General features: G+C 58.6%; 19 protein-coding genes. 6 read left to right on the top strand and 13 right to left on the bottom strand.

What is annotated here, in order from left to right:
• The coding region (locus LQ952_RS05135; protein ID WP_238621589.1) for an MtrB/PioB family decaheme-associated outer membrane protein at positions 1–1236 on the bottom strand (1236 nt) is incomplete at its 3' end.
• Positions 1237–1294: 58 nt separating this feature from the next.
• Positions 1295–2173, bottom strand: a complete 879-nt coding sequence (locus tag LQ952_RS05140) for a DmsE family decaheme c-type cytochrome (protein WP_238621590.1) — start codon at positions 2171–2173, stop codon at positions 1295–1297.
• A gap of 585 nt (positions 2174–2758) precedes the next feature.
• Between LQ952_RS05140 and LQ952_RS05145 the strand changes: the two genes are divergently transcribed.
• The 3 genes from LQ952_RS05145 (at position 2759) to LQ952_RS05155 (ending at position 7825) form a co-directional block, all read left to right on the top strand.
• Complete coding sequence (locus tag LQ952_RS05145) at positions 2759–3082, top strand: high-potential iron-sulfur protein (RefSeq protein WP_238621591.1); 324 nt, start codon at positions 2759–2761, stop codon at positions 3080–3082.
• A gap of 139 nt (positions 3083–3221) precedes the next feature.
• Positions 3222–6911 (top strand): PAAR-like domain-containing protein, encoded by a 3690-nt coding sequence (locus LQ952_RS05150; protein WP_238621592.1) that lies wholly within the window; start codon positions 3222–3224, stop codon positions 6909–6911.
• 26 nt (positions 6912–6937) lie between these two features.
• Positions 6938–7825 (top strand): hypothetical protein, encoded by an 888-nt coding sequence (locus tag LQ952_RS05155; protein WP_238621593.1) that lies wholly within the window; start codon positions 6938–6940, stop codon positions 7823–7825.
• A gap of 261 nt (positions 7826–8086) precedes the next feature.
• On the opposite strand, the gene LQ952_RS05160 is transcribed toward LQ952_RS05155, so the two are convergent.
• Complete coding sequence (locus tag LQ952_RS05160; protein WP_238621594.1) at positions 8087–8548, bottom strand: hypothetical protein; 462 nt, start codon at positions 8546–8548, stop codon at positions 8087–8089.
• A gap of 192 nt (positions 8549–8740) precedes the next feature.
• Here LQ952_RS05160 and LQ952_RS05165 point away from each other — a divergent pair, with 192 nt between their 5' ends.
• Together LQ952_RS05165 and LQ952_RS05170 are read left to right on the top strand one after the other, a co-directional pair.
• Positions 8741–10633, top strand: a complete 1893-nt coding sequence (locus tag LQ952_RS05165) for a pyruvate kinase (RefSeq protein ID WP_238621595.1) — start codon at positions 8741–8743, stop codon at positions 10631–10633.
• A gap of 105 nt (positions 10634–10738) precedes the next feature.
• The gene (locus tag LQ952_RS05170) at positions 10739–11455 is read left to right on the top strand and encodes a phosphoadenylyl-sulfate reductase (protein WP_238621596.1); all 717 of its coding nucleotides are present in this window, start codon (positions 10739–10741) and stop codon (positions 11453–11455) included.
• A gap of 15 nt (positions 11456–11470) precedes the next feature.
• Here LQ952_RS05170 and LQ952_RS05175 read toward each other — a convergent pair whose 3' ends face one another.
• From LQ952_RS05175 to LQ952_RS05190, 4 genes are all read right to left on the bottom strand, one after another.
• A complete protein-coding gene (locus LQ952_RS05175; protein WP_238621597.1) occupies positions 11471–11899 on the bottom strand; it encodes a DUF411 domain-containing protein in 429 nt (142 codons plus the stop codon).
• 214 nt (positions 11900–12113) lie between these two features.
• Positions 12114–12575 carry an RT0821/Lpp0805 family surface protein gene (locus LQ952_RS05180; RefSeq protein ID WP_238621598.1) on the bottom strand — a complete coding sequence of 154 codons (462 nt, stop codon included), beginning with the start codon at positions 12573–12575 and terminating at the stop codon, positions 12114–12116.
• Between the two features lie 188 nt (positions 12576–12763).
• Complete coding sequence (locus LQ952_RS05185; protein ID WP_238621599.1) at positions 12764–13240, bottom strand: DUF934 domain-containing protein; 477 nt, start codon at positions 13238–13240, stop codon at positions 12764–12766.
• Positions 13176–14873 (bottom strand): nitrite/sulfite reductase, encoded by a 1698-nt coding sequence (locus LQ952_RS05190; protein ID WP_238621600.1) that lies wholly within the window; start codon positions 14871–14873, stop codon positions 13176–13178. The genes LQ952_RS05185 and LQ952_RS05190 overlap by 65 nt, the downstream gene beginning before the upstream one ends.
• A 211-nt stretch (positions 14874–15084) precedes the next feature.
• On the opposite strand from LQ952_RS05190, the gene LQ952_RS05195 reads away from it, so the two are divergent.
• Entirely contained in the window at positions 15085–15648 is a 564-nt protein-coding gene (locus tag LQ952_RS05195; RefSeq protein ID WP_238621601.1) for a nucleoside deaminase, read from the top strand.
• Between the two features lie 239 nt (positions 15649–15887).
• Here LQ952_RS05195 and phoU read toward each other — a convergent pair whose 3' ends face one another.
• The 6 genes from phoU to LQ952_RS05225 form a co-directional block, all read right to left on the bottom strand.
• The gene (gene phoU, locus LQ952_RS05200; protein WP_238621602.1) at positions 15888–16619 is read right to left on the bottom strand and encodes a phosphate signaling complex protein PhoU; all 732 of its coding nucleotides are present in this window, start codon (positions 16617–16619) and stop codon (positions 15888–15890) included.
• 368 nt (positions 16620–16987) lie between these two features.
• Positions 16988–17845 (bottom strand): phosphate ABC transporter ATP-binding protein PstB, encoded by an 858-nt coding sequence (gene pstB / locus LQ952_RS05205; protein ID WP_238621603.1) that lies wholly within the window; start codon positions 17843–17845, stop codon positions 16988–16990.
• A 25-nt stretch (positions 17846–17870) separates the two neighbouring features.
• Positions 17871–19544 (bottom strand): phosphate ABC transporter permease PstA, encoded by a 1674-nt coding sequence (gene pstA / locus LQ952_RS05210; protein ID WP_238621622.1) that lies wholly within the window; start codon positions 19542–19544, stop codon positions 17871–17873.
• Positions 19545–19614: 70 nt separating this feature from the next.
• Positions 19615–21918, bottom strand: a complete 2304-nt coding sequence (locus tag LQ952_RS05215; RefSeq protein ID WP_238621604.1) for an ABC transporter permease subunit — start codon at positions 21916–21918, stop codon at positions 19615–19617.
• Between the two features lie 325 nt (positions 21919–22243).
• Positions 22244–23215 (bottom strand): PstS family phosphate ABC transporter substrate-binding protein, encoded by a 972-nt coding sequence (locus LQ952_RS05220; protein ID WP_238621605.1) that lies wholly within the window; start codon positions 23213–23215, stop codon positions 22244–22246.
• Between the two features lie 150 nt (positions 23216–23365).
• Complete coding sequence (locus LQ952_RS05225; RefSeq protein ID WP_238621606.1) at positions 23366–24736, bottom strand: YhjD/YihY/BrkB family envelope integrity protein; 1371 nt, start codon at positions 24734–24736, stop codon at positions 23366–23368.
• Between the last annotated feature and the right edge of the window lie 8 nt (positions 24737–24744).

Genomic DNA, 24744 nt, shown 5'->3' on the forward strand with positions numbered 1-24744 from the left:
CGTGCGTTCCCTGTCATCGTAGGTCCGCTCCCGCTCGTCCCTGACCACCCCCAGATTCAGGTAGGTCCGATCCTGCAGTCGGTAGCTGGCATCCACGTGGTAGCGGTTCTGGGTGGAACTGACCGGACGTGAAGACCATGTCCGTCCATTGTGTTCCACGTCATAGGCGGAAGTGCGGTTGTCACGATCGTCGTAGCGGTAACCCGCACGCAGGTTCAGCCGCTCGTGGGGGCGGCCGCTGGCCCGAAGGTTTACCAGCGTGGTGTTGATCTGCCCGTCCAAAGATGAAGGCAGCCCGTCGAACTGCTCCACGAATCGTTCATCCTGGGTCATCCGGCCCAGGGCCACGTCGGCGCCTATCCGGGCGGTGCTTTCGGTAAAGCTGTAACCGATAGAACCCGTGAGCTGATGAAACTGATTGTCCGGCTCCAGGGCCACCGTACGGCTCGGAGCATTGTCCCAATTGGCCACCGTGGCATCGGGAACATCCAGACTCTGGCCATCCCGCTGGGAGAAGACAGACACGTGATAGCCCAGCCGTCCCTGCAGCTGGTCACCGTCGTAGGTGACATCGGCCTCGAAACGGGTGGTCTCGTAATCCACCGGCACCGGCACCACGGCGGAACGTTGCAAGGCCCAGAAGTAGTCGTTGTTCACGCCTCGGGCCATGAGGCCATCCTTGCGGTCGTAATGCACCGCCGTACTGGCCCGCCAGCGGGTATCCAGGTTGACCCGCCCGCCCGCGCTCAGGCGCTCGCGCTTCACACCCAGATCCACTTCGCGCAGAAACTCATCGGCAGTCGCCGCCCCGCCCGCCGCTGGCAGGCTCAGATTTCCCGAGCCGGTCCCACGGTAGGGCGTACCCACGTCCCGGTACTGGTAGCTGGGCATTTCCTGGTAATACAGGAAGGTGCTGTAACGCCCCCGCTCACCGGCATCCAATTTCAGGCTGCGGGAATCCAGTCCGAGGTTGCGGCCTTCCAGTCGCCAGTAGCGGGTGGTATCTCCGTCATGGGGATCCAGGCCGCGCAGCAGGAATCCCAGATCCAGAAACACCCCGGCCTGGTCGACGCCGGTAAAGCGTCCCAGCCGGAAGGAGTCCTCGCTCAGATAACCGACCCCGGCCCGGATCTCCTTTCTGACAATCTGGCTTGATCCCTCCTGCGCGGCCAGGGTCAAGGGCGTGGCCAGTCCCACGGCGCAGACCGTGGTGGTCGTCAAGAGTGATTTCGACATTCTGCTCATGATTCTCTCCTCGCACCTGTCCACCGGGAGATACCGGTGACGGTTGGCCTCATTCCTTGAAGACGAAGCCACGGGGATGGTTGGAACCGTGGACCTGGCTATGGCAGTTCAGGCAGCTGCGACCCTGCACCCGGAAATCCATACGTGCGCCGGTGAGTGGCACGTCGGAGTGGGAACCCAGGTGACACTGCTGACACAGCATGGGGGGGCGGCTGACCAGCATCGGCCGATGGATGGAACCGTGGGGATCGTGACAGGTGGTGCAGGCCTCGCGAGCCGGGTTGTGCTCCCACAGGAAGGGTCCTCGCTTTTCGGCGTGGCAGTTGTAGCAGGTCTCATTCACCGTATGACCGATCAGCTTCTTGGGACCGGGGGTGCCATGGGGGTTATGGCAGTCGGTGCACTGCATGAGGCCTTCCGGGACCGGGTGATGAGAGGGCTTGCCGAAATCGGCGCGACGATCCAGGTGGCAGGCACCGCACACTTCCAACTGGGTATCGGCCTTGAGCAGTCTCGGGCGCTCATTGTGCATAGCATGGCAGTTGACGCAGGCCAGGCCGGAGAATTCATGGGTGCTGCCATGCCAGTGGCGGCGCGCGCCCTCCTCGTGACAGCTCAGACAGGGCTGGTTCATGCGCTCGGCGGATTCCTTCTCGGGGTTGAAGAAGATCTCCATCCCGGGTCCGTGACAGCGATTGCACATGCCCTGGGCAAACGGCGTGCGCTCATCGGCGAAATTGGCATGGGGTGTCCTGAAGATGCGCTGCACGTGTTCCTGGATACGGGCGGAGCGGTCCACCTCCAGCTTGGGTACCTTGTCCACCCCACGTATGGGCCGTTCCGGATCACCGCCCACCGCCCAGGCGGGCGCCACGGGCACCAGCACCATCGCCAGTGCAATGCCGAATACGAGTAACCAATGCCTCATCACAACCCCCTCTGGTTTGCCCCTGTTTGTTATTGCGCAGGCCCTGCAACAGGCCTGGTGGTCAACATCGACCGCTGGATGGTGGGGCAAGGTTCGCCAGCCTGCTGATGCAGGATGCGGGCCAACAAAAAACCATATGTAAATCGTTGATTCTTATGTCGACCCGGGGGCAGGAACAACCATGACCAGTGGTTAAAAACAGACCGATCGGCGGTGGGCTGGTAAAAAATCTTCCAGCACGCCGTCCCGTTAAGCCCAGCGGGCTCAAACCATCACCGGGGATATTCGTGGATGAGGCGTGAGCAGGTTATGACCATCTTGCGCAGAGAATGAACAGCGCCGGTGCGGTTGCAAACCCGGTATTTGCCCGGAGTTGCACAACGGGAATCAGCGCCTGGGACCTCGACAATCCCTAGGTCCGATCACTAAAAGCCATTGAGATCACAAGCTTTTATGTACACATAAACCAACAACGGGATTTCGAGCAGCGTTATCCATGCAGTGCTCCGGCCAGGATGGCACGCTCTCTGCAAAGATCTCGGCGCTGTCAGCACATTACAAAATGAGATAGAGGAGAACAGCACCATGAGTGACAAGAACGCTTCCATGCAGCGTCGCCGATTCCTGAAAATGGGCGCGGCCGGTGCCGCGATCACCATCCTGCCCGTGTCGTGGCACGCGGCCCTGGCAGCGGAACGCCTGGACCCGAGCAGTGCCCAGGCAAGGGCCATGAGCTATGTGGAAAATGCGTCGGACTCCACCCACAGCGCCTATCAGGCAGGCCATAACTGCGCCAACTGTCTGATGTTCAGTGATCCGTCCCAGGCGGAATGGGGGCCTTGCGCCGTATTCCCGGGCAAGCTGGTCGCGGCTGGTGGATGGTGTAATGCCTGGGTGACCCGGGGCTGACCGACGGCTGCAACAACCTGAAGTTTCCATACCAAACCGAAAAAATGAGAACTCCCCCCAAAAAATCAGGCTAAAGACTTGATCCTTGAACAGCGCCGGGAAATGATTCCAGCGAATCCCAGAGGCAAGGACGCCCCCCATGTTCACGGCTGCCGGCGGCGCCTCCGATCAGGAGGTCCACTACTTTGATGACACGGATGTTCTCACCATCTTTCGGGGTGGCAGCCTTTCCTGGCGCACCCAGAACCCGGGGCTCCTGGGCCTGGGCATGGCGGCCCTGGACAATGGCAGTATCGGCATTGCCCAGGGCCTGCCCGTTTTCCCTTCCCTGGACCAGGGCCGGCGAGCACTCAGGGCCTGGCTCGGCGGTCAGGAGACAGCGCATCAGACGCTGGCCGGTCTCTATCGCCGCATTGATCCCGACTGGACGCTACCGGAAACATCCGCGCCGGATGGAAGACGGATAAGCCGCTGCCCCCGGACCGGCCTGGATGGTGATGTCCTGCTGGGCAGACTCAACCCGGGGGACATTCGGGCGATCGCCGACACGATCGAGGCACGCATCGGCCTGATTCCCGGCACCATCCTCACCCGCCCACTCACTTCGGGAGAACCTGAGTCCGGTCACGTGGGAGGCAACTCACCCCGGACTTCCGGCAACCGAAACATCGCCATCAACGGTCGCAGCGCGGTCCATGCCGGCTCGGAAGGCATCCTCACCACCATCGACGTCTGCCGTACCCGCATCGGCAAAAAGTGCAAGCCCATCCCGTACATGAACGTGGCGGAGAGCATGGATGCCGTCGGCACCGCCGACAGCATCCGCATCAACGGCCACCCCGCCTGTCACCTGGATTCACGATTCTCCAGAAGTCGAGGAGACGAAGCCGGCAACTGCGGTGGCCTTCGCTCCGGTACCCGACAGGGTCATGCGGAGTTTCTGACCGCCTCCGGCAATGTCTTCTTCGAGGGACGACCGGCGGTCAGGCAATTCGACCAGATGGTTTCCAACTGTCGCAACACGCCACCGGCACCCTTGATGCAGCCAGGCTGCACACCTCCGCCTGAAATCGATCCCGAGATGCTGGAGGCGCCGCCTCTCGCAGAGCCTCCTTATGCCCTGCGCCTGGACATTGATCTGGATCGCGCAGAAGGGAAAGGACTGTTGATCGAGCTGACGACTCATGGCACTACCCAGCAACCCGTGGAAGCCTATCCCGAACCGGAGCCCGGTCACCGGGGCCACCATCGGATGATCTTCACAGGGCTCGAAGAAGCACCGGTCGACCTTGCATTGCGGCTGGAAGATCCCTTTTACGGTATCTATCGAGTCCCGCTGGCCAGTGGAGTCATGCCGCAGAAAAGGAACTTTGCAGGTGACCCGGAACTCAGGGTGCATCGCCACCGCCATCAGTTCGTCGCCGTCGTCCTGCACCGGGCGCTGGATCTGGACCAGCGGGAAACTGCCCCAATACGCCCTGGGTGCCGGGTTTACATCTTTCGTGACGGACATCTGTGGCGCGAACTGGAAGCCGGCCCCGAAGGCTGTTGGTTTGAAGTCAACCTGGCTCAATGGCAGGGCCAGGACGAGCGCCCGGCACATTGCCCTCTGGGCGCAAAACTACTCCTGCCCCACTACGTGGCAGGACATCTCCATGAATATCACCTGGCCATGAGCGAGATTCCCTGGCATTGGGAGCGGATTGAGGGTTTTGGGGGGATGGCGTGGGGGGATTTGAGGAATCAATCCTCATCAATATCAATGAACACAAATAAGCCTAACCGTAATGATTCGATTGTGGCAGAAAGGTTTCAACCTCTATGTTTAGGCAGAGATAGCGCAAGGTCGGGGCGCCTTGGATATAACGCAGAACATGGAGGGCAACCACGTAAACATTTTCAGCTGCAAGACGACAGAAATGACATGCTCACATTACGAGACGTCTCCAGCTGTCTTATAGCAATATTTCAAGACCCCTTGCAGATGACAAGAGATTTAAAAAATCAACTAGACGAGCAACTAACCACACTAGAAAAAATTGAAGAATCCGCCACAAAAGGAGAAATAGCACTTGGAAGACTGATTCAGAAAATGATAGAGCAAAACCCAGAACTAACTAAAGTAGCAGACACCATAAGAATAAAAAGAAGGCTTGATAAATGGGATAAAATAACCCTCAAATCCAATAAGATAAAAAACTTAACAGAAAGAAAATTGGCAAAGATAATAAATTCAAAGGATTTCGACAGATCAATAGAAGACTTCACCAGTAGCGAAAACCCAGAGACAAGAGGCATCGGAATACTGCATTGGGGATATGCAATATTTGAAAACGAATCTCAAGAATCCCTGGATTACTTATATAAAATAGCACTGGGAGAAATAGTAAAAATCCCGGTCATTAACGGCAGGGACAGCGAAGCAAGAAAAATACTATTCGCCTGGTTTGAGAGCGTAGAGAAATTAAAAACAACAAACATTAATCTAGCTAGCATCAAAGAAAGCGACCGTTTAAAGCTAATCACATTTTCTGCGGACGCCATTGAAGCAATATTACAAGCACTGACAGAAGCAACACTAAGTAAAAACCTAGAAACCCCAGAGACAGGAATACAAAAAACGGCAGAACTACTCGAGCGGATAACAAAAGTAAAACTGGATAGAATAAAAATATATTCAGAAGAAATAAATAGAACAAACATAAGCGGAAAGACAAGAAATAATACCGAAAATACAAAAATAAAACACCTTGAATTACCAAAAATAATAAGCCCAATACATTACATCCAGATCAGCCAAAAAATCACGTCCAACCCAAACTATAGAGCAAGCTTAAACTGCGTAAAAATACCAATAATTACAGCAAACATCTTCAGCGCCGCAAAAAACCCAAAAAATGCCACACTCGAAGAGCAGCTAGACCTAGTCTCAGCACTATCGGCGCTTGCAATATTCTCAATAAATGAATTGCAAATAGAAAAAGCAATAAAGAACACTAACAGAAGAGCCTTTTATGAAGGTCTGCTACGTAAAACAAGTAGATTACTGAATCGTGGGGTCGGACTAATAGAGTCTGCCACTGGCATAATAGCCATAAAAAATGGGATAAAACATAAAAACATGGGTCAAGTCTTTGGAGGCTCACTAATATTCATTTCGGGAGCGATAACTTTTCTTATCCCAGCAGGACCAGGGCTAGTAATACTAACAGCGTTAGCCATTGGCGCATTAGGCCAGACAGCAACAATGGCTAACACAAGGAGCAAAACACAAAAAGAAATAATAAATAGCTACTTTGGAAAAACACCAAAAACAGAAAACCCAAAAGACATAAAGAAAGAAATAGAAAAGATCATAATCTCTACAGTCAAAATAGAACTAAAAACAATAATTCACGACATAAAATCAAACCGAATAAAAAGCTACAAAAGAAAAGCCAACAAAACCCAAGAAGACCTACTTAAAATTCATAGAAAAACAAATGAGCTAGGACCTGAAGATCCGGTCATCATTGAAATAATAATATCCACCCCACCCAACCTAATCGGAAGTAAAAACATAAATGGAAGCATAGAATTCAATCACCAAAAAATTAATAGAAAAATTACAGAAGAAACCAAGTCAAAGACAACGAAATCAGAAAAAAACCAAAAAACTCACTTCTATTTAGAGGCAAAAAGAAAGGAGATAACACATGGGATTAGAACAAAAATAGAGATAAAACTACCCGGAATAGAAGATGATATCATTAAAAAATTTGAGCAAAAATGGCCGAACAGCACCATTTTCATAAAAAGTCATCACGAAAAAATAGAAGCGAATAAATAAACAACACTAGCAGGGAAAAAGAAAACATGGGCGTCGCAAGATCAACCGTAAAATCTCCACTAATTGAAACCTTCAAAAGATCGGATATAAAGATATCAAAAGAAAAAAATACCTCGCTACTTTCAGAAAAAATTATCGAAAAAATAAGGAGCAACGAAATACAAAGCCCAGCCCCGGCAAGACATGATAAAAATTTATTAATATATGGAGACAACTACTGGAGCCCGACTGTTGACACGATCGCCACGACGATGTTACTAGCTGGGTTAGTTATGCCAATATCAGCCATTTTTTACAATATAAATCTATGGATGATATGGCTTATCCTACTAGTACCTACAGGCATTCTTTTATTTAAAATAACTGATAAAACAAAACATAACAGATTTGTCATATTCGACAAAGAAAACCAAGTCGTCCACATCCCAAAACTACTATCAAAAAGGCAAGACACTATAAATTGGGGCGACACATCATTCTTAATTCACGATCACCATAACCCAGTAAAACCAACAAAATACGAAGAAACACATCTGAGCATCATAAGGCCGCCAGATGACCTAATTGTTAACGGGGCACCAAGCGCCTACTTGAGGTACAAATTAATAAATGTATCAGACTGCCTAGAAAATAAATACACAGACGAAGACGCAGAAGAAATTTACTGCTACATATTAAGGTTCATGGAAAAAAAAAGCCCAACCCTCCGGGAAGAGGCACATACAAAAAACAAAAACCCACCTAAAAACATCGACTCTGAAGACTGGCAATGGTCACTACTAAAAACTGAAAAACTACCAAAAAAACCCAACTGGATACGGCACCCAGACGGCAGATGGGAGAGGACTGGCCCTGGAACTGTTATCCGGAAAACCCTTCTTGATGGCTTCCGAAAGAGCAAAGGGCATGGATAAAGCCATCACTAAACATAAAACACCAATAAATTATCCTGCCGTCACGCCCACACAAGCGGGAGTCCGGAATTTCCAGTCCATGACTGGATTCCAGCTTCCGCGGGAATGACGGACGGGATGCATCCAGAACAAACCTGATCAATGTTTTCAGCAGTCAGGCCAGCTTGCACATAAAACGACAAAGCTGAAATGGAGCACAAAAAAAGAAGCACTCTGAAATTCATTTCAGAGTGCTTCTCGTTACCTGCTTGAACTTCTGAGTCAATTCTGGACGGACAGGTACTCTTCCATGGTTTCTGCATCAACTGCACGGACAGTACTGCTCAATGGACCAACGCCAATACGAGCTACATGATTACCGCTCTTCTCCTGACCCGGCTTGAGCACCCATAGACGACCATCCTTCGCCTTCGCCTGGAAACCCGGCTTGGTTCCCAGATATTCCAACGCGGTGTCCCGGTCCAGAGCGCGCAAAGTCATCCCATGAGGGCCGGCACCGATCAAGGCCACATGATTGCCACTCTTCTCCTGACCCGGCTTGAGCACCCACAGACGGCCATCCGACTCTTCAACCCGGAATCCGGCGCGATCAAACGGGCCATTCATTTCAGCCTGTTGCAGCGTGGCCTGAGCAGTCGGAGACTTTTCCGGTGCGGTCTGGCAACCGGCAACGCCCATCACCAGTACAAGGCCCGCCAGCAGGAGGGGAAATTTTTGTTTCATTGCAATCGTTCCTCAAAATCAGCCGTTGTCTACATGGAATTCAATGAGCAAAACACGTTTATGCTAAGCATCCATGATGACAATTTGCTGACAGGGCAACAGTCCCGAGGAAGTTCACAGGCCTGTCACTCTTACGTGGTATTCATGGTGAGATGCGTGGAAATGGCCGCGTGCGATACAGGTTCCCTGCCCATGACTCAGCACCCTGCCCCGGTAACCCAGGATACATCACCGGCAGATCTGAATACGTTGACGGATGCCATGCTCAAGCTCAGGAACGAGGTGGTTTCCGGCGCCGAACGGCGGCTGAAAAAATCTCATCCCGACTGCCCGGACATCATTCCATTTTCCGCCCGCAATCTGGCCCAGTATCTGGCATTGAGGGCCATGGATCTGAGGCCCCTGCAGATGAGCCTGACAAGACAGGGACTCTCTTCCCTGGGACGCACCGAGGCCCATGTCATGGCCAGCATCAATCAGGTGCTGCGGGTACTGACCCGGCTTACCCATCGCAGCCATGAAGCCGATCCGGAACCCACCGGTATCGATTTCGACCGTGGTCTATACACCCTGAAGGAGAATGCGGACCATTTGTTCGGGACCCCACCTACCGAAAGGAATGTGCGCATCATGGTCACATTGCCCAGGGAAGCTGCCTTGCATGAGGATCTGGTACTCAAGCTGATGGAAACCGGCATGGACTGTGCTCGCATCAACTGCGCCCATGATGATCCGGAGGCATGGTCCGCCATGATTCGACACCTGCGGTCCGCAGAGCAAAGGCTGAATACCCGCTGTACGATCCTGATGGATCTGGCGGGCCACAAACTGCGCACCGGCCCTCTGGCCCACCGCCCGCCGGTTTCCCATGTCAAACCACGACGCAACCTGCTCGGCAGGATGGTACAGCCGGCGCAGGTCATCCTAACGCCCGCGAATGCGACACCCATGACTGCTGCCGGTGAGGGGGTCTACCAATATCTGCTACCGAGCCCATGCCTGGAACGCATGCAGGTCGGCGATCGGCTGGTCTTCGAGGATACCCGGGGCAAGAGACGCAGGCTGAACATCATGGAAACACTGGACCACGGCGGCCGGCTGGCCACCCTGGACCGCAGCGCCTATTTCACCAGCAGCACCCGATTCATCCATGAACGGCCGGATGAGATGGGACATTGGCAGGAGATACAGACACTGCAACTGGTCTGGCCTGAGTTGGAACCCGTCACGATCCGCCTGTTCAAAGATGATCTGTTGTATCTGACCCGCAGCCAGACCCCGGGGCAACCGGCAACGGTGGACGACAGCGGGCAATGCCTGCTGCCCGCACACATTGCCTGTACCACGCCCAAGGCACTGGCGGCCCTGGCGCCGGGGCAAAAAGTCTGGATCGATGACGGCAAGATCGGCGGCACGGTGGATCACCTCACTGACGATGGTGTCATGATCCGCATTACCCACTGCCGTCCTCAGGGGCACCGTCTACGGCCGGACAGAGGCATCAATTTCCCCAGCGCCTCACTGAACCTGCCCGGTTTGAGTCCGCAGGATCTCGAACATCTCGATTTCGTGGTGGCCCACGCGGACCTGGTAGGCTATTCCTTCGTCGAATCCCGGGAGGACATGGTCCTGCTCATGGATGAACTGGCTCGGCGAGGAGGCTCGGACCTGGGGATCGTGGCCAAGATCGAGACCTGCCGGGCGGTGGAGAACCTGCCGGAGATCATCCTGGCCACCCTGGGGCGTCACCGCTTGGGGGTCATGATCGCGCGGGGAGATCTGGCGGTGGAGATCGGTGGTGAACGCCTGGCGGAGATACAAGAAGAGATCCTGTGGCTCTGTGAGGCGGCCCATGTACCGGTGATCTGGGCCACCCAGGTACTGGAGAGCTTGGCCAAGGAAGGCCTGATCTCGCGGCCGGAACTGACGGATGCCGCCATGGCGGGACGGGCCGAATGCGTCATGCTCAACAAGGGTCCCTATATCCTGGACGCCCTTCAGACCTTGGACAGCATCCTGGTGCGGATGCAGGCCCATCAACACAAGAAGACAGCCCAACTCCGGGCCCTGCGGCTGGCCGGCTAGACCGCCATAAATATCAAAAACGAATCGATAAGTTACATTTTATTCTTTTTTGACCATCCGCAATCCTTGCTAAGGTACCTCCAACGACGAATGGAGGAATACGGCATGTCACCACAGGCCATTGAACGGCACGACCACGAAACCCTGGCTAGCATCAACCGCAAGCTGGCATCCCAGGATGCCCAGGCCCGGGTACGCTGGGGACTGGAGCACTTTGGAGAGCAGGTCGTGCTCAGTTCCAGTTTCGGTGCACAGGCTGCGGTGATGCTGCATCTGGTCACCCGTGAACAACCTGATATCCCGGTGATCCTGGTGGATACCGGCCATCTCTTTCCGGAAACCTACCGGTTTGTGGACGAGTTGTCTTCGCGCCTTAACCTGAACCTGCATGTGTACCGTTCCCCACTTTCCCCGCACTGGCAGGAGGCGCGCTACGGCAAGCTGTGGGAGCAGGGTGTGGAGGGGATTGAACGCTACAACCGGATTAACAAGGTGGAGCCCATGCAGCGAGCGCTCAATGAACTGGGGGCACAGGCTTGGTTCGCCGGGCTGCGTCGGCAGCAGTCGGCATCCCGGGCACAGCTCGACGTGGCGGCATCACAGAATGGACGCCTGAAGATCCATCCCATCATCGAATGGACCGACCGGGATGTGCACCGCTATCTGACCCGGCATGAACTGCCCTATCACCCGCTGTGGCACGAGGGCTATCTGTCCATCGGTGATGTCCATACCACGCGCTCGGTACATGAGATCGATGACCCGTCACAGATGCGGTTCTTCGGCCTGAAGCGCGAGTGCGGGTTGCATGAGCATGTATGAGTTGGGGGGGGGCGACTACTGATCGTCGTTATGGGAACTGTAGACCCAGCTGCGCCCCGAGGCGTCGAAGGCCATGACGTCATAGGGCTGGGTCCGGCCATCGGGCATTTCCATCCCCGGAGAGCCCAGCGGCATGCCCGGCGCGGCGATGCCCACCGCCCCTGCCGGACGCTCGGCCAGAAAACGATGCACCACCTCGGCCGGGACGTGCCCCTCCACGATCACGCCATCCACGATGGCGGTGTGGCAGGAGGCCATGTCTCGCGGCAGCCCCACCTGGGCCTTGACCAGCCCCATGGCGCGGGTCTCCCGGCTGTCCACTCTGAAGCCGTTGGCCTCCAGGTGCCGTTCCCACAGGGTACAGCAACCGCAGTCGGGGTCCTTGTAGACGGTAATGGCCACCCCTTCCGCCTGGGCCCAACCCAGGGCAAGGGTGGCAGTCAACAGGGACAACGTCAGAACGCGCTTCAGAAAATACGGAACATGTCCCCTTAGTTCATTCCCGCGCCGACGCAGGCGGGAGTCCCGGGTTTGCGATCCGCGACTGGATTCCCGCCTGCGCGGGAATGACTCATTCAGAACACCCCTGACAGACAGAACACCCCTGACAGAATACATGGTTGAACTCCAGACCGGCCGCGGTCATCGATTGAATGGATTACTGATTGATCCAGCGCCCTTGGGCATCCCGGCAGGCCACGCCGGTAATGGTTTCCCGTGAACCTTCGATATTGCCGACGACGGTATATTCCCGGCAGTCCTGGCCCGAGGCCTGGTAGGTGCGCGTGGGGGTGGCCTGGAAACTATGGCCGGTGTTCGGGTTTCGCCAGGCCACCGGACGATGGTCAGGGGAGCTCTCCAGGGCTCGGGAAACATTCATGCGGTCCACGTCATCCATGGTCCGCCCCACGGAACCACCGATAACCGCACCCGCCAGCGTACCGGCGATGATGGCAGCAGTACGACCGCTACCGGCACCGATCTGACTGCCCAGAATACCGCCCAGGGCACCACCCACGACGGTACCGGTCTGCTCCTGGGTCGGTCCCGTCGCGCAGCCGCTGACGAGGACAGCCGCGCCCATGATCGCGGCAATACTGATCTTGCTCAGAGTTGACATGATGATGCTCCAGGGATTTTGTCCAGATAGGTTCAGGCTCCCGCAGGAGGATAGACCAGATGACCTGAACGATACCTGACCAGGGCTCGATACACGTTGGAACATCCTTGTCCCACCAGGTTCCTGAAATACAGGCTCGGGAGGACTGTCCACGGCCGCAGCATTACCCTGTGGAGTACGAAACCGGCCTACGCCGTTCTGAGCAGGTCGTATTGCAGATCCGGATAGGCCCGCGGAGGCGTCGCACCGTTCAACACGGTCTGAAGATCTTCAGTCTCGGGCAGGAGAAAGGCGTTGAAACCCACCCGACGCATGAAGTCCAGCTGATCCCGATAGACCTCGCCGGTCGCCCTGAGCTCTCCCTGATAGCCGTGCCGGGTACGCAGCAACCGGGCCGTGCTGTAATGCCGGCCGTCCGCCACCCGGGGAAAGTGCAGGCTGATCAGGTCCAATCGATCGAGCCACGGCAGGATCGGCTCCAGGCTGTCTTCCGGTTGTAGGATCACGCCCAGCCCACCGGGGCGCTGGGAATAGAACAGGGCGTTGGCGACGAAGCGATCGTGGCCGAACAGCAGGTCGCCTTCCGGCGGCAGGGATTGGTCACCCTGCACTGTGCGCCAGTGATCCGTAGTGAGTTGCCCGTCGAGAATGATCATGTTGTTCATAAACCGTTTCCTTGAAAGTCTTGAGGCCGATGCGCTGCACCGCCTCAGCAAAAGGCTCCCCCGGCAGCCGCCGGGCGGCATAGAGGGCAAGTATTGTTTCGATGGCGTCCGGGACCTGGTCTGCCTGCAGGGCAGGTCCGAGCACGCGCCCCAGGCGGCTCTCCGACCCGGCGCAGCCCCCCAGCAGCAACTGAAACCAGGAACCGTTCTGCTTTTCCACGCCCAGCAGACCAATGTCCGCCAGATGGTGATGGGCACATCCATTCATGCAGCCGGAGATCCTCAGATGGACTTCTCCCAGATCATGGAGATAGTCCAGGTCCTGAAAACGTTGCTGGACCTGCTGCGCCAACGGCAGGGTGGCGGCATTGGCCAGGTTGCAGTAATCCAGCCCCGGACAGGCGATCAGGTCATTCACCGTACCGATGCCGGGGTTGGCCAGGCCCAGGATGTCCAGGGTCTGCCAGACTTCACGCAAGGCCCGCACCGGGATATGGGGCAGCAGCAGGTTCTGATCGTAGGTGGTCTGCAGCAGGCCGAAGCCCTGCTGATCGGCCAGGTCGGCCAGCACCCTCATTTCCACTGCCGTCAGATCACCTGGCGCCCGCTCCAGCCCCTTGAGCAGGATGAAGACCACCCGGTACCCGGGCACCCGGTGTTCACGGGTGTTGTACCGGAGCCAGCGGGCAAAAGCCCCCGTGGGCGCGGGTTCGATCCGATCATCGGCCAGCGCGGGATCATGGGCCGGCTCGACGAATCGTGCCTTGATTCGCTCCAGGGCCGCCAGTGCGGAGATCGAACGGGTCTCGATGATGTCTTTCCAGGCCGCATCCACCAGAGCCGAGAAGGCCTCGATACCCAGACTCTTGACCAGGATCTTGATGCGGGACTTATAGAGATGATCCCTGCGCCCGGCCTGGTTATAGACCCGCAGCACCGCGGTCAGATAGTCGATGAGGTCATCGGCGGGCAGGAACTCCCGCAGGCACTGGGCCAAATGGGGTTCACGACCCAGGCCGCCGCCGATCCATACCCGGAAACCCGGGCGGCCCCGGTCATCCTGCTTGAGCTCCAGCCCCAGGTCATGAATCCGGCAAGCGGCTCGGTCATGCAGCCGGCCGCTGACGGCGATCTTGAACTTGCGAGGCAGGAAGCTGAACTCGGGGTTCAGCGTGGCCCATTGCCGGATCAGCTCGCACCAGGGACGAGGATCATCCACCTCGCCCGGTAGCAGGCCCGCCAGTGGATCGGTGGTGACGTTGCGAATGCAGTTGCCGCTGGTCTGGATGGCGTGCAGCCCCACCTCGGCCAACTCGGCCAGCACATCGGGCACCGACTCCAGCTTGAGCCAGTTGAATTGGATATTCTGCCGGGTGGTGAAGTGTCCATAGCCGCGGTCATGGTGCTCGGCCACATGGGCCAGACCGCGCAACTGATGCGAGGACAGGGCGCCATAGGGAATGGCCACGCGCAGCATGGGGGCGTGACGCTGCACATAGAGGCCGTTCATCAGGCGCAGAGGGCGGTAGGCGTCCTCTGAAAGCTGCCCGGCCAGAAAGCGCCGGGTCTGGTCGCGGAACTCCGCCACCCGCTCCCGCAGCAGGGCCTGATCCCATTCATCCTGTTGGTACATTGTCTGCCGTCTCCCGCATGCTTGAGCTTTGCAGGAGGTTACTCCAATTGATAACAATCAAAAAAGAATTTGTATTCATCTATTGATTCTTTTGGAGAATATGAGGCAGATCAAGGACGCTGATGGGCAGACTCATGAATGGCTGGCAGGGCCTACAATGAAGCGGTGGGACAGGCCGACTCCCACGGTTGCATGACCATCAGGAGACATCATGGAGCTACCCGCGTTGACCCTACGCCTGCCCGACTGGCTGCAAGCGCAACTGCAGGGGCCGGTTCCGGTGCTGAAGACACTGGAGGAACAAGCCCGTTTCGCCATTGATCTGTCCCGGCAGAACGTGATCCACGGTACCGGTGGTCCTTTCGGAGCCGCCGTCTTCGACGAAGTCGGCACCTTGCTGGCCCCGGGGGTGAACATGGTGGTGAGCCGAGGCTGTTCCATCCTGCATGGAGAGATGGTGGCCCTGGCCATGGCCCAGCAGGTGCTGGGACGTCACGACCTGAGCGACGGCGGGCAACGGCGTTACCGGCTGGCGGTATCGGCGGAACCCTGCGCCATGTGCATGGGCGCCCTGCCCTGGTCCGGTATCCGTGAACTGGTCTATGCGGCCCAGGACGAGGATGTGCGGGCCATCGGGTTTGACGAAGGGGACAAGCCCGCAGCCTGGCAGCAGGCCCTGGAACGGCGGGGTATCCGGGTGACGGGCGGGGTACTGCGGGAAGAGGCCGTGGCCGTGCTCAATCAGTATCTGGCGGCCGGCGGCCGGCTCTACTGACTCCCATGCATCTTGATGGCGATGCACCCTTGATACAAGAGGGGGGGGCTGTACCAAGCCCCTCTCCCAGACTCACCCCTCATCCCCGACCCTTCTCCCCCGAGGGGAGAAGGGAGTGTCTGTGCCTGAACCTGGTTTCTTTCACGTTAAGCACCGGATACCGATACCGGTGGTGTCTCCGGCAGGTCCGACACAGGCAACCGGACCTGCCGATGTGGAAGAACGCCCTCCAGAGCGGCCTATTCTTCCCCGGGGGTTTCGCCGCGGGCAGCCCTTTCCATCTCTTCCAGGCTCACATGGCGCACGTCCTTGCCCTTTACCAGGTAGATGACGTATTCACACATGTTGCGGGCATGATCACCGATGCGCTCCAGGGCACGCAGGGCCCAGATCACATCCAGGGCGCGGGTGATGGTGCGCGGGTCTTCCATCATGTAGGTGATGTGCTGACGCATCACCGACTCGTATTCCCGGTCCACGTGGGCATCCTCGCGGGCCACGGCCAGGGCCGCCTCCACATCCATGCGCGCAAAGGCATCCAGGGCATCGTGAACCAGACGGGCCACCCGGTCACCCAGGGACTGCACATCGGCGTACTGGTTCTTGGGGCGGTCCTTTTCTGCCAGATGGACCGCCATGCGGGCCACCTTCTCCGCCTGGTCGCCGATGCGCTCCAGATCGGTGATGGTCTTGACGATGGAGATGATGAAGCGCAGGTCGCTGGCCGCCGGCTGATGGCGGGCCAGGATCTCGGCGCACTGCTCGTCGATGATGACCTCCAGGCTGTTGACCCGGGCATCGTTCTTGATGACCTGATCGGCCAGGCGCACATCGGCGGTCACCAGTGCGCTCACCGCATCGGTCACCTGGGATTCCACCAGGCCGCCCATGGCCAGGACGCGGTTACGCAGGGTCTCCAACTCCTCGTTGTATTTTTCCAGGTAGTGACCACCCAGTTTATTCTGATCCATCGCTATTGCCTCGAAAAATGTCGGTGAAGAGCAGCGCCCCGGAAACCGAACTCATGATTGAACCATCTGCCTTGCCGGGGGAGCGGACCTGCCCGCTGACAACCCCGCCGGCAAGAATCCGCACCGCTGTTCGCGGCCAGGGCCGCTCCCACGAGGGGTCTTCTGAGCAAGCCATTCGCGCATCTGAGCAAGCCATGTGGGCGTCCGAGCAGGCCATTCGCGCATCTGAGTAAGTCATTCCCGCGAAAGCGGGAATCCAGTCACAGACTGAAAAGCCTAGACTCCCGCCTTCGCGGGAGTGACGGCCAGGAACATCCCAAGGCGTGCCCTCCCAACGGCTCACTCCCGCAAGACATGTTGCCGGCCGATTAACCGTAACGACCCGTGATGTAGTCTTCCGTGGCCTTCTTCTTGGGGTTGGTGAAGAGGGTCATGGTATCGCCGTATTCGATCATCTCGCCAAGATACATGTAGGCGGTGTAATCGGATACACGGGCCGCCTGCTGCATGTTATGGGTGACGATGAGGATGGTGTAATCCTCCTTCAGTTCATAGATCAGCTCTTCGATCTTGGCCGTGGAAATCGGATCCAGCGCCGAAGCGGGTTCGTCCAGCAGGATCACCTCCGGTTCGATGGCAATCGCCCGGGCGATGACCAGACGCTGCTGCTGACCACCGGAGAGGCCAAAGGCATTCTGATGGAGCCGGTCCTTGACCTCATCCCAGAGGGCGGCGCTGCGCAGGGAGCGCTCCACCACCTCGTCCAGGACCTTGCGGTCACGCACACCCTGCAGGCGCAGGCCATAGGCCACGTTCTCGTAGATGGATTTAGGGAAGGGGTTGGGTTTCTGGAACACCATGCCCACCCGGCGACGCAGTTCGGCTACATCCACCTTGCGTTCGTAGATGTCCGCCCCCTCCAGCAGGATCCGGCCGTCAATGCGGCAGGCATCCACCAGATCGTTCATGCGGTTGAAGCAGCGCAGCAGGGTGGACTTGCCGCAGCCGCTGGGGCCGATGAAGGCGGTGACCCGCTTCGCGGCCACCTTCATGGAGATGCTCTTCAGGGCCTGGGCATCGCCGTAGTAGAGGTTCAGGTTCTGCACTTCCAGGGCAATGGTCTCGTCGGCCAGGCGCAGACGCTTGCGCTCGCTGTTCTCGAAGAGACCGGCGGTGACGCCGTGGGTCATGGTGTTCTGCTCTGTCATGGTTGTCATACCGTCCATACTCTTGAATCTCTTCGGTCAGGTATCAATCCGACTCGCCCCGATATTTCTCACGCAGGTGGTTACGGATACTGATGGCGGTCAGGTTGAGCATCACGATCAGGGCCACCAAGGTCAGGGCCGTGGCGTAGACCAGCGGCTGGGCCGCCTCCACGTTGGGGCTCTGAAAGCCCACGTCATAGATATGGAAGCCCAGGTGCATGATCTTGCGCTCCAGGTGGATGAAGGGGAAGTTGCCGTCGATGGGCAAGGTGGGAGCCAGCTTCACCACCCCCACCAGCATCAGCGGCGCCACCTCCCCGGCGGCGCGGGCAATGGCCAGGATCAGACCGGTCATCATGGCCGGCGTCGCCAGGGGCACCACTACCTTCCACAGAGTCTCCGCCTTGGTGGCCCCCAGGGCCAGACTGCCGTGACGGATGGTGCTGGGAATCCGTGACAGCCCTTCCTCCGTGGCCACGATCACCACCGGCAGGGTCAGCAGGGCCAGGGTGAACGAGGCCCACATCAGGCCCGGCGTGCCGAAAGTGGGCGACGGCAAGGCTTCGGGGTAGAAGTTGCGATCAATCGCCCCCCCCATGAAATAGACGAAAAAGCCCAGGCCGAACACCCCGAAGACGATGGACGGCACCCCCGCCAGGTTGTACACGGAGATGCGGATCACCCGCAGCAAGGGTCCCTGGCGGGCGTATTCCCGCAGGTAAATGGCCGCCAGCACACCAAAGGGGGTGACGATGATGGACATCACGAACACCATGGTCACGGTACCGAAGATGGCCGGGAAGATCCCGCCCTCGGTGTTGGCCTCACGGGGATAGCCGCTCATGAACTCCCAGAACTGCTTGAGATACAGCCCGGTCTTGCCGAACACGGACATGTCGTTGGGTTTCACGGCGCGGATGATCTGGGCCATGGGGATCTGCCATTCCCGACCATCCATCACCCGGGCCACCAGGGTGTCACGGCGCACATCCTGATAGAGGGCGTCCAGGCGCTCCTGCAGCACGGCATACTCCTGATCCAGTTCCAACCGCTGGGCCGCCAGCGCCGCCATGCCCTGGTCTCGTTCGGCCACGGTGATGCGGCCTTCGCGCCATTGCAGATCCATGCGTCGCTCGCTCAGGCGCACCCGCTCCATGCGATGATTGACGTTGCCGATCTCCCCGCGCTCGATGCGGCGGATCTCATCGAAGATCTCATTGGCCCGGCGAATGCGCTGCTGCAGTTCCGGCCACAGCTGATCGCCCTCCGCCACGGTGCGGCCCTGTTCCAGAATACGCACCGGGAAGCCGTAGAAATCGCCCCATTCACGCCGCTCCAGGCGCATGGCGTCCCTGGGATAAGACCACTCGGTCATGCCGACTTCCGGATACCAGACAAAGTCCCGACCCCAGACGTCCCGGTTGCCCTGCTTGATCAGGTGGCGGGTAACCAACTGGATGTCGTCGTCGATGGGCACTCCCGCATCCCGCAGCACCTGGGCCGGCAGCACTTGGGAGCGGGACAGTTCACCGACGATATGCACCTGGCGACCGTCATGGGTGGTCAGATCCGTCATCAGGATCGGCGAGGGCCAGAAGTGAGAGAAGCCACGCACCAGGATGAGGGCCAAAAGGCCCACCACCATGATCATGCTGATGGCGATGGCGCCGGCATTGAGCCAGATCCAGGGGCTGCCGCTCTTGAACCAGTTCTTCAGAGTCATTTGCTTGTTCCCGGCACGTTCCGGTCCAATTCCAGAAAAATCATCGTGTCATGCCCTCCCCGGCCTACAGGTTGCTGTAGCGCTGCCGCAGGCGCTGACGAATGATCTCGGCGGCCGTGTTCACCACGAAGGTGAGGATCAGCAGCACCAAGGCGGAGAAGAACAGGATGCGGTAGTGGGTGCTGCCCACCGCTGTCTCGGTCAACTCCACGGCAATGTTGGCCGACAGGGTGCGCATACCTTCAAAGATGTTGAAGTTGATCACCGGGCTGTTGCCGGTGGCCATCAGCACGATCATGGTCTCGCCCACGGCCCGGCCGAAGCCCATCATCACCGCAGCAAAGATACCGGGGCTGGCGGTGGGCAGGACCACGCCCACCACCGTCTGCCAGGGGGTGGCCCCCAGAGCCAGGGAACCCTGGGTCAGATGCTTGGGCACGTTGAACACCGCATCCTCGGCGATGGAGAAGATGGTGGGGATGACGGCAAAGCCCATGGCGATCCCCACCACCAAGGCATTGCGCTGGTCGTAGGTAATGCCTACCTCGGTGAGCCACTGGCGCATGCTGCCGTCAAAGAACATCACCTCCACCAGCGGGCTGGCGGCGATGGACAGCCAAGCCACCAGCAGGATCACCGGCACCAACACCAGGATCTCCATGCCCAGGGGCACGTACTGGCGTACCACCATGGGCATTCGGGTCCAGGCAAATCCCGCCACCAGCATGGCCAGGGGCATGAGTATCAGGATGCTGAACACTGCCGGCAGATGGGACTCGATGAACGGCGCCAGCCACAAGCCCGCCAGGAAACCCAGGATCACGGTGGGCAGCGCCTCCATGATCTCCACCGTGGGCTTGACCACGGTGCGCAGGTGCCGCTGCATGAAGTAGGCGGTATAGATGGCGCCCATGATGGCCAGGGGGGTGGCAAACAACATGGCGAAGAAGGCGGCCTTCAGGGTGCCCAGGGTCACCGGGATGAGGCTGAACTTGGGCTCGAAGTCGTCGGTGGCGCCGGAAGACTGCCAGATATAGTCCTTTTCGCTGCGTCCCTCGTACCACACCCTGCCCCACAGGGCCTGCAGGGAAGCCTGGGGATGGGGGTTGCGCAGGTTCATGTGCAACAGCCGGCCGCTGTCGTCCTCAATGAGCATGGCCCGATTCACCGGCGACAGGCCGATGCCCCGGATGGGGCCATCGGTCAAATGACGCTTGAGCAGGGTCCGGTGGGAAGGGGCGTAGTGGATGCCCAACACGCCGGAGGCATCCCCCACGTAGAACCCCTTGCGAGCCAATTCGGTGGCAATGGCAGTAATGGGGGCGGCATGGGGCTCGAACTCCCGCACCAGGGTCAGGTGGTGGCGGTTCTGTTCATCGCGCACCAGGAACCACTGGGAGACGGAACCATCGGAGCCACCGACGATGATGGACAGCGTACCCACCAGGAAGTCCATGGCGGTGATCTGGTGGCCTTCGGGAACCACCCGGCCGGAATCGGCCAAACGGGCATTGGCCGGCACGGAGATGTCGTAGTAATGGAGCTGCCCCAGGTCATCGGCCACGAACACACTGCGGTGATCGCCGGAGACCAGGATCTGCCGGGTGTTGCCGGGCGGCGATGGCAACTGGAAGGAATCCCGACGCACATCCACCGCGCCGGTGAAGAGGTTGGTGGTGGAACGTACCCGGCTCATCAGCAGGCGGTTATCTTCGGTGAGGGCCGCAATCACATAACCCTGCGGTCCATCCTGGAGGGCGATCTGGGTCAGGGCTCGACCCTGCGGGTCCACCATGACAGGCTCATCCCCCAGGGGAAACTCCACCTTGGGAGCGATGTAACGCATATCATCCGGATAGCTCAGGTCATAGGCATGGCGACCGACGATGGCGCTGCCGTCGGACAGGCCGTAAGCGATCAGCCGCTGACGGGCCTCGCCATGAGCAAAGCTGGTGACGGCCACCCCTTCGGGGATGGGCATGGCCACCTGATTGCGGATGCGGCCATCGCCGGTTTCAAAGAAGGTAGCAATACCGCGGTCGGAAAAGCGCACCCCCAGTTCCTGATAGCGTTCCAAGGTCAGAAACAAGGTGTTGGCGTCGGCATCGCCGGGAAGCTGGTAGGAGCTCTCGACGGAGACATCCGCCGGCACCAGCAACGGAAAGACCTCGTAGAAGAGGTAGACGAAGATCAGGCCCAGGGCAAACACCACCCCGATCCCGCCGGCACCCACGCCGTAGCGGGACACACCGTCCTTGAAGTAGCGCCACTTGCGCAGGCGTGCACGTTTTTCACCGCTGGGGAGCAGCGTGGTCAAGTCTGACGACCTGCCGTCCTTGCCCGGGGCTGTGATAAATGCGTCAGTCATGGGGTAATCGCCGTCCGAAGAGATTCTGGGGAGCGGATGGACTGGTCCGATCCGGATTGCTCGATGCGCGCACGGTAACCCATGAAAGTGACATTACGGTTACGGATTGTCATATTTCATGAAAGGCGCGCATGTCGTCATCCCCGCGAAACACGTGCCGTCATTCCCGCGAAGCACATGTCGTCATTCCCGCGAAAGCGGGAATCCAGTCATGGACTGAAAGGCCTGGACTCCCGCGCGCGGGGGTGACGGCAGAGAGGCACAAAAAAAACCGGCCCTGGCGATATGTCGACAGGGCCGGCTGAACTCATGACATAAGGACTGCTTATTTCACGCCGACGCGCTCACGCACCTGGGCGGCCACGGTGGCCGGCAGGGGAATGAAGCCGTCCCGTACCACCACTTCCTGGCCCTGCTTGGACAGGACAAGCTTCACAAACTCGTTTTCCAGCGGGGCCATGCCACGGTTGGGGTGGGAATTCACATAGACCAGTAGCTGACGGGCCAGCGGGTAGTCCCCGGTAGCGGCATTTTCAGCGGTGGGCTCGAAGAACCCGCTTTCATCCTTGCCGATGGCAATGGCACGCACGCCGGCGGTCTGATAACCGATGCCGGAGTAGCCGATGCCATTGATGGACTCGGTCACGCCCTGGACCACGGAAGCGGAACCGGGTTGCTCGTTGATGCTGGGCTTGAAGTCACCGCCACAGAGGGCGAACTCACGGAAGAAACCGTAGGTGCCGGAGACGGCGTTGCGGCTGTAGAGGGTAAAGTCACGGTTGGCCCAGGCGCCGGTCAGACCCAGCTGGCCCCAGCGGGTGATGTCTTCGGGATGGCCGCAGCGGCGCGTGGCGGAGAACACGGCATCCACCTGGGGAATGGACATGCCCTGAATGGGGTTATCCTTGTTCACGAACACCGCCACCATGTCGATGGCCACACCCACTTCCGTGGGCGGATAGCCATGGGCCTGTTCGAAGGCCTGGATCTCAGAGGAACGCATGGCGCGGCTCATGGGACCGAAGTTGGCGGTACCCTGGGTGACGGCCGGCGGGGCGGTGCCGGAGCCGGCGCCCTGGATCTGGATGTTGACGTTGGGATAGAAGCGGCTGAACTCCTCGGCCCAAAGGGTCATGAGGTTGTTCAAGGTATCGGAGCCGATGGAGGACAGATTGCCCGAGATGCCGGAGACGCGCTGGTAGTCGGGCAGGTTGGGGTCGACGCGATCCGCCATGGCGGGCGCAGAAACCATCAGGGCCGCGGCCACGCCGGCGACAAGGGCCTTCTTCAGGTTCATCATTAATTTCCTCTGGACAGGGGTGTGCGTGTGTCCTGCATCCCACAAGGAGAAGCAGTCTTGACACGGGTGAGTATGGGAACCTGCAGTGTCAGGCTTGTGAAGGGATTGTGACAATTTGGTGACACCCCCTTCGCGGCCCGTGGTCCTCTACTGCTTCGAATGCCCTGAACCGGTCTGCGTCTCTCCCGGGGCCGGCATCTCATCGGTCACCAGCGCCTTCAGGGTCATCCCACCCATAAGCGCCTGCAGCGTTTCGTCACGCTGGCTCAGCACCTGATCCACACGCCGGTCCTCGCCGGGCGACCCCTCGTCCAGCAATGAGCTGCCGTAGCCCCGCACCGAATCCAGGATCTCCTTCAGATTGATGCGTTCCAGATCCCGTCCAGGCACATAGGCGGCGGCTCCTCTCCCCGCCGCCACCAGCAGCCCCCCCTGCTTCAAGGCCTCCAGTACCGGCTCCAGCCCCTCTTCCGGCAGGTTGAACGCCCGGGCCATCGCCGTCGTGGGCGTCGGCCCCTCCCCCTGATAGAACCGCTCTGCGGTCAGACGCATCACCCGTAGCGCCAGGCGTTCCTGAAAATCTCCCGATAGCCTCACCGACGCACCATGGGCCAGATGCAGATACCCGGGATTCTGCACGTAGAAAGCCACATGAGAACCCACCAACAGGATCAGCCAGTTCAGATACAGCCAGAACAGCGCCATGATGACGATGGCAAACCCGGAATAGATGGCATCGTAGTTGGTGGAGCCGGTCATCATGGCCGCAAAGCCCCACCCGGTGGTCTGCCACAGCAACGCGGCCACAAATGCCCCCACCAGGGCCGGCACCGGTTTCACGCGGGTATTGGGCACGAAGACATAGATGAAGGCGAAGGCCATCGTCACCAGCAGGTAAGGCACCAAGTGGCTGAACAACGCCACCGACTCCCCCACCAGGCCATAGTCCATGGCCTTCTGCACCGTATCGGCGGCCATCACCGAGGCCGTGATACCTAGGGCAGAGAAGATCAGCACCGGCCCCACCAGGATCACGCTCAGGTAATTGGAAAAGCGCTGGGTAAAATTGCGTGGACTGGTCACATGCCAGATGTAGTTGAAGGCCGTCTCCACCTTCTGGACCAGACCGATCACGGTAAAGAAGAGGAAGATCAGGCCGATGAATCCCAGCACCCCCACTCGCATGTTCTCGACAAAGACCACGATGTTGGTGACGATTTCTTCCCCCTGCTCACCCAGGGGCTCCAGGACCGTCAGCAGGAACGGCTCCACTGCGTTGTGAGCCCCGAAGGCCTTGAGCACGGAAAATGAAAGGGCCAGCAACGGTACCACCGACAGCAGGCTGGTGTAGACCAGGCTCATGGCATGCAGGTTGAGCTGTCCGGCGGAGACCTCCCGACCGATACTCATGGCCGCCCGCGCCGCACCCACTGCCCGGGCCTGGCGCCGGGGCATGCGCCGCAGATCGCCATGTTCCACCAGTTTTCTCAGGTGCTCGGGATATTCCGCGATTCTCAACTATCGGC

It is taken from the genome of Ectothiorhodospira lacustris (genome assembly GCF_022227785.1).
Taxonomy (GTDB): Bacteria; Pseudomonadota; Gammaproteobacteria; order Ectothiorhodospirales; family Ectothiorhodospiraceae; genus Ectothiorhodospira; species Ectothiorhodospira lacustris.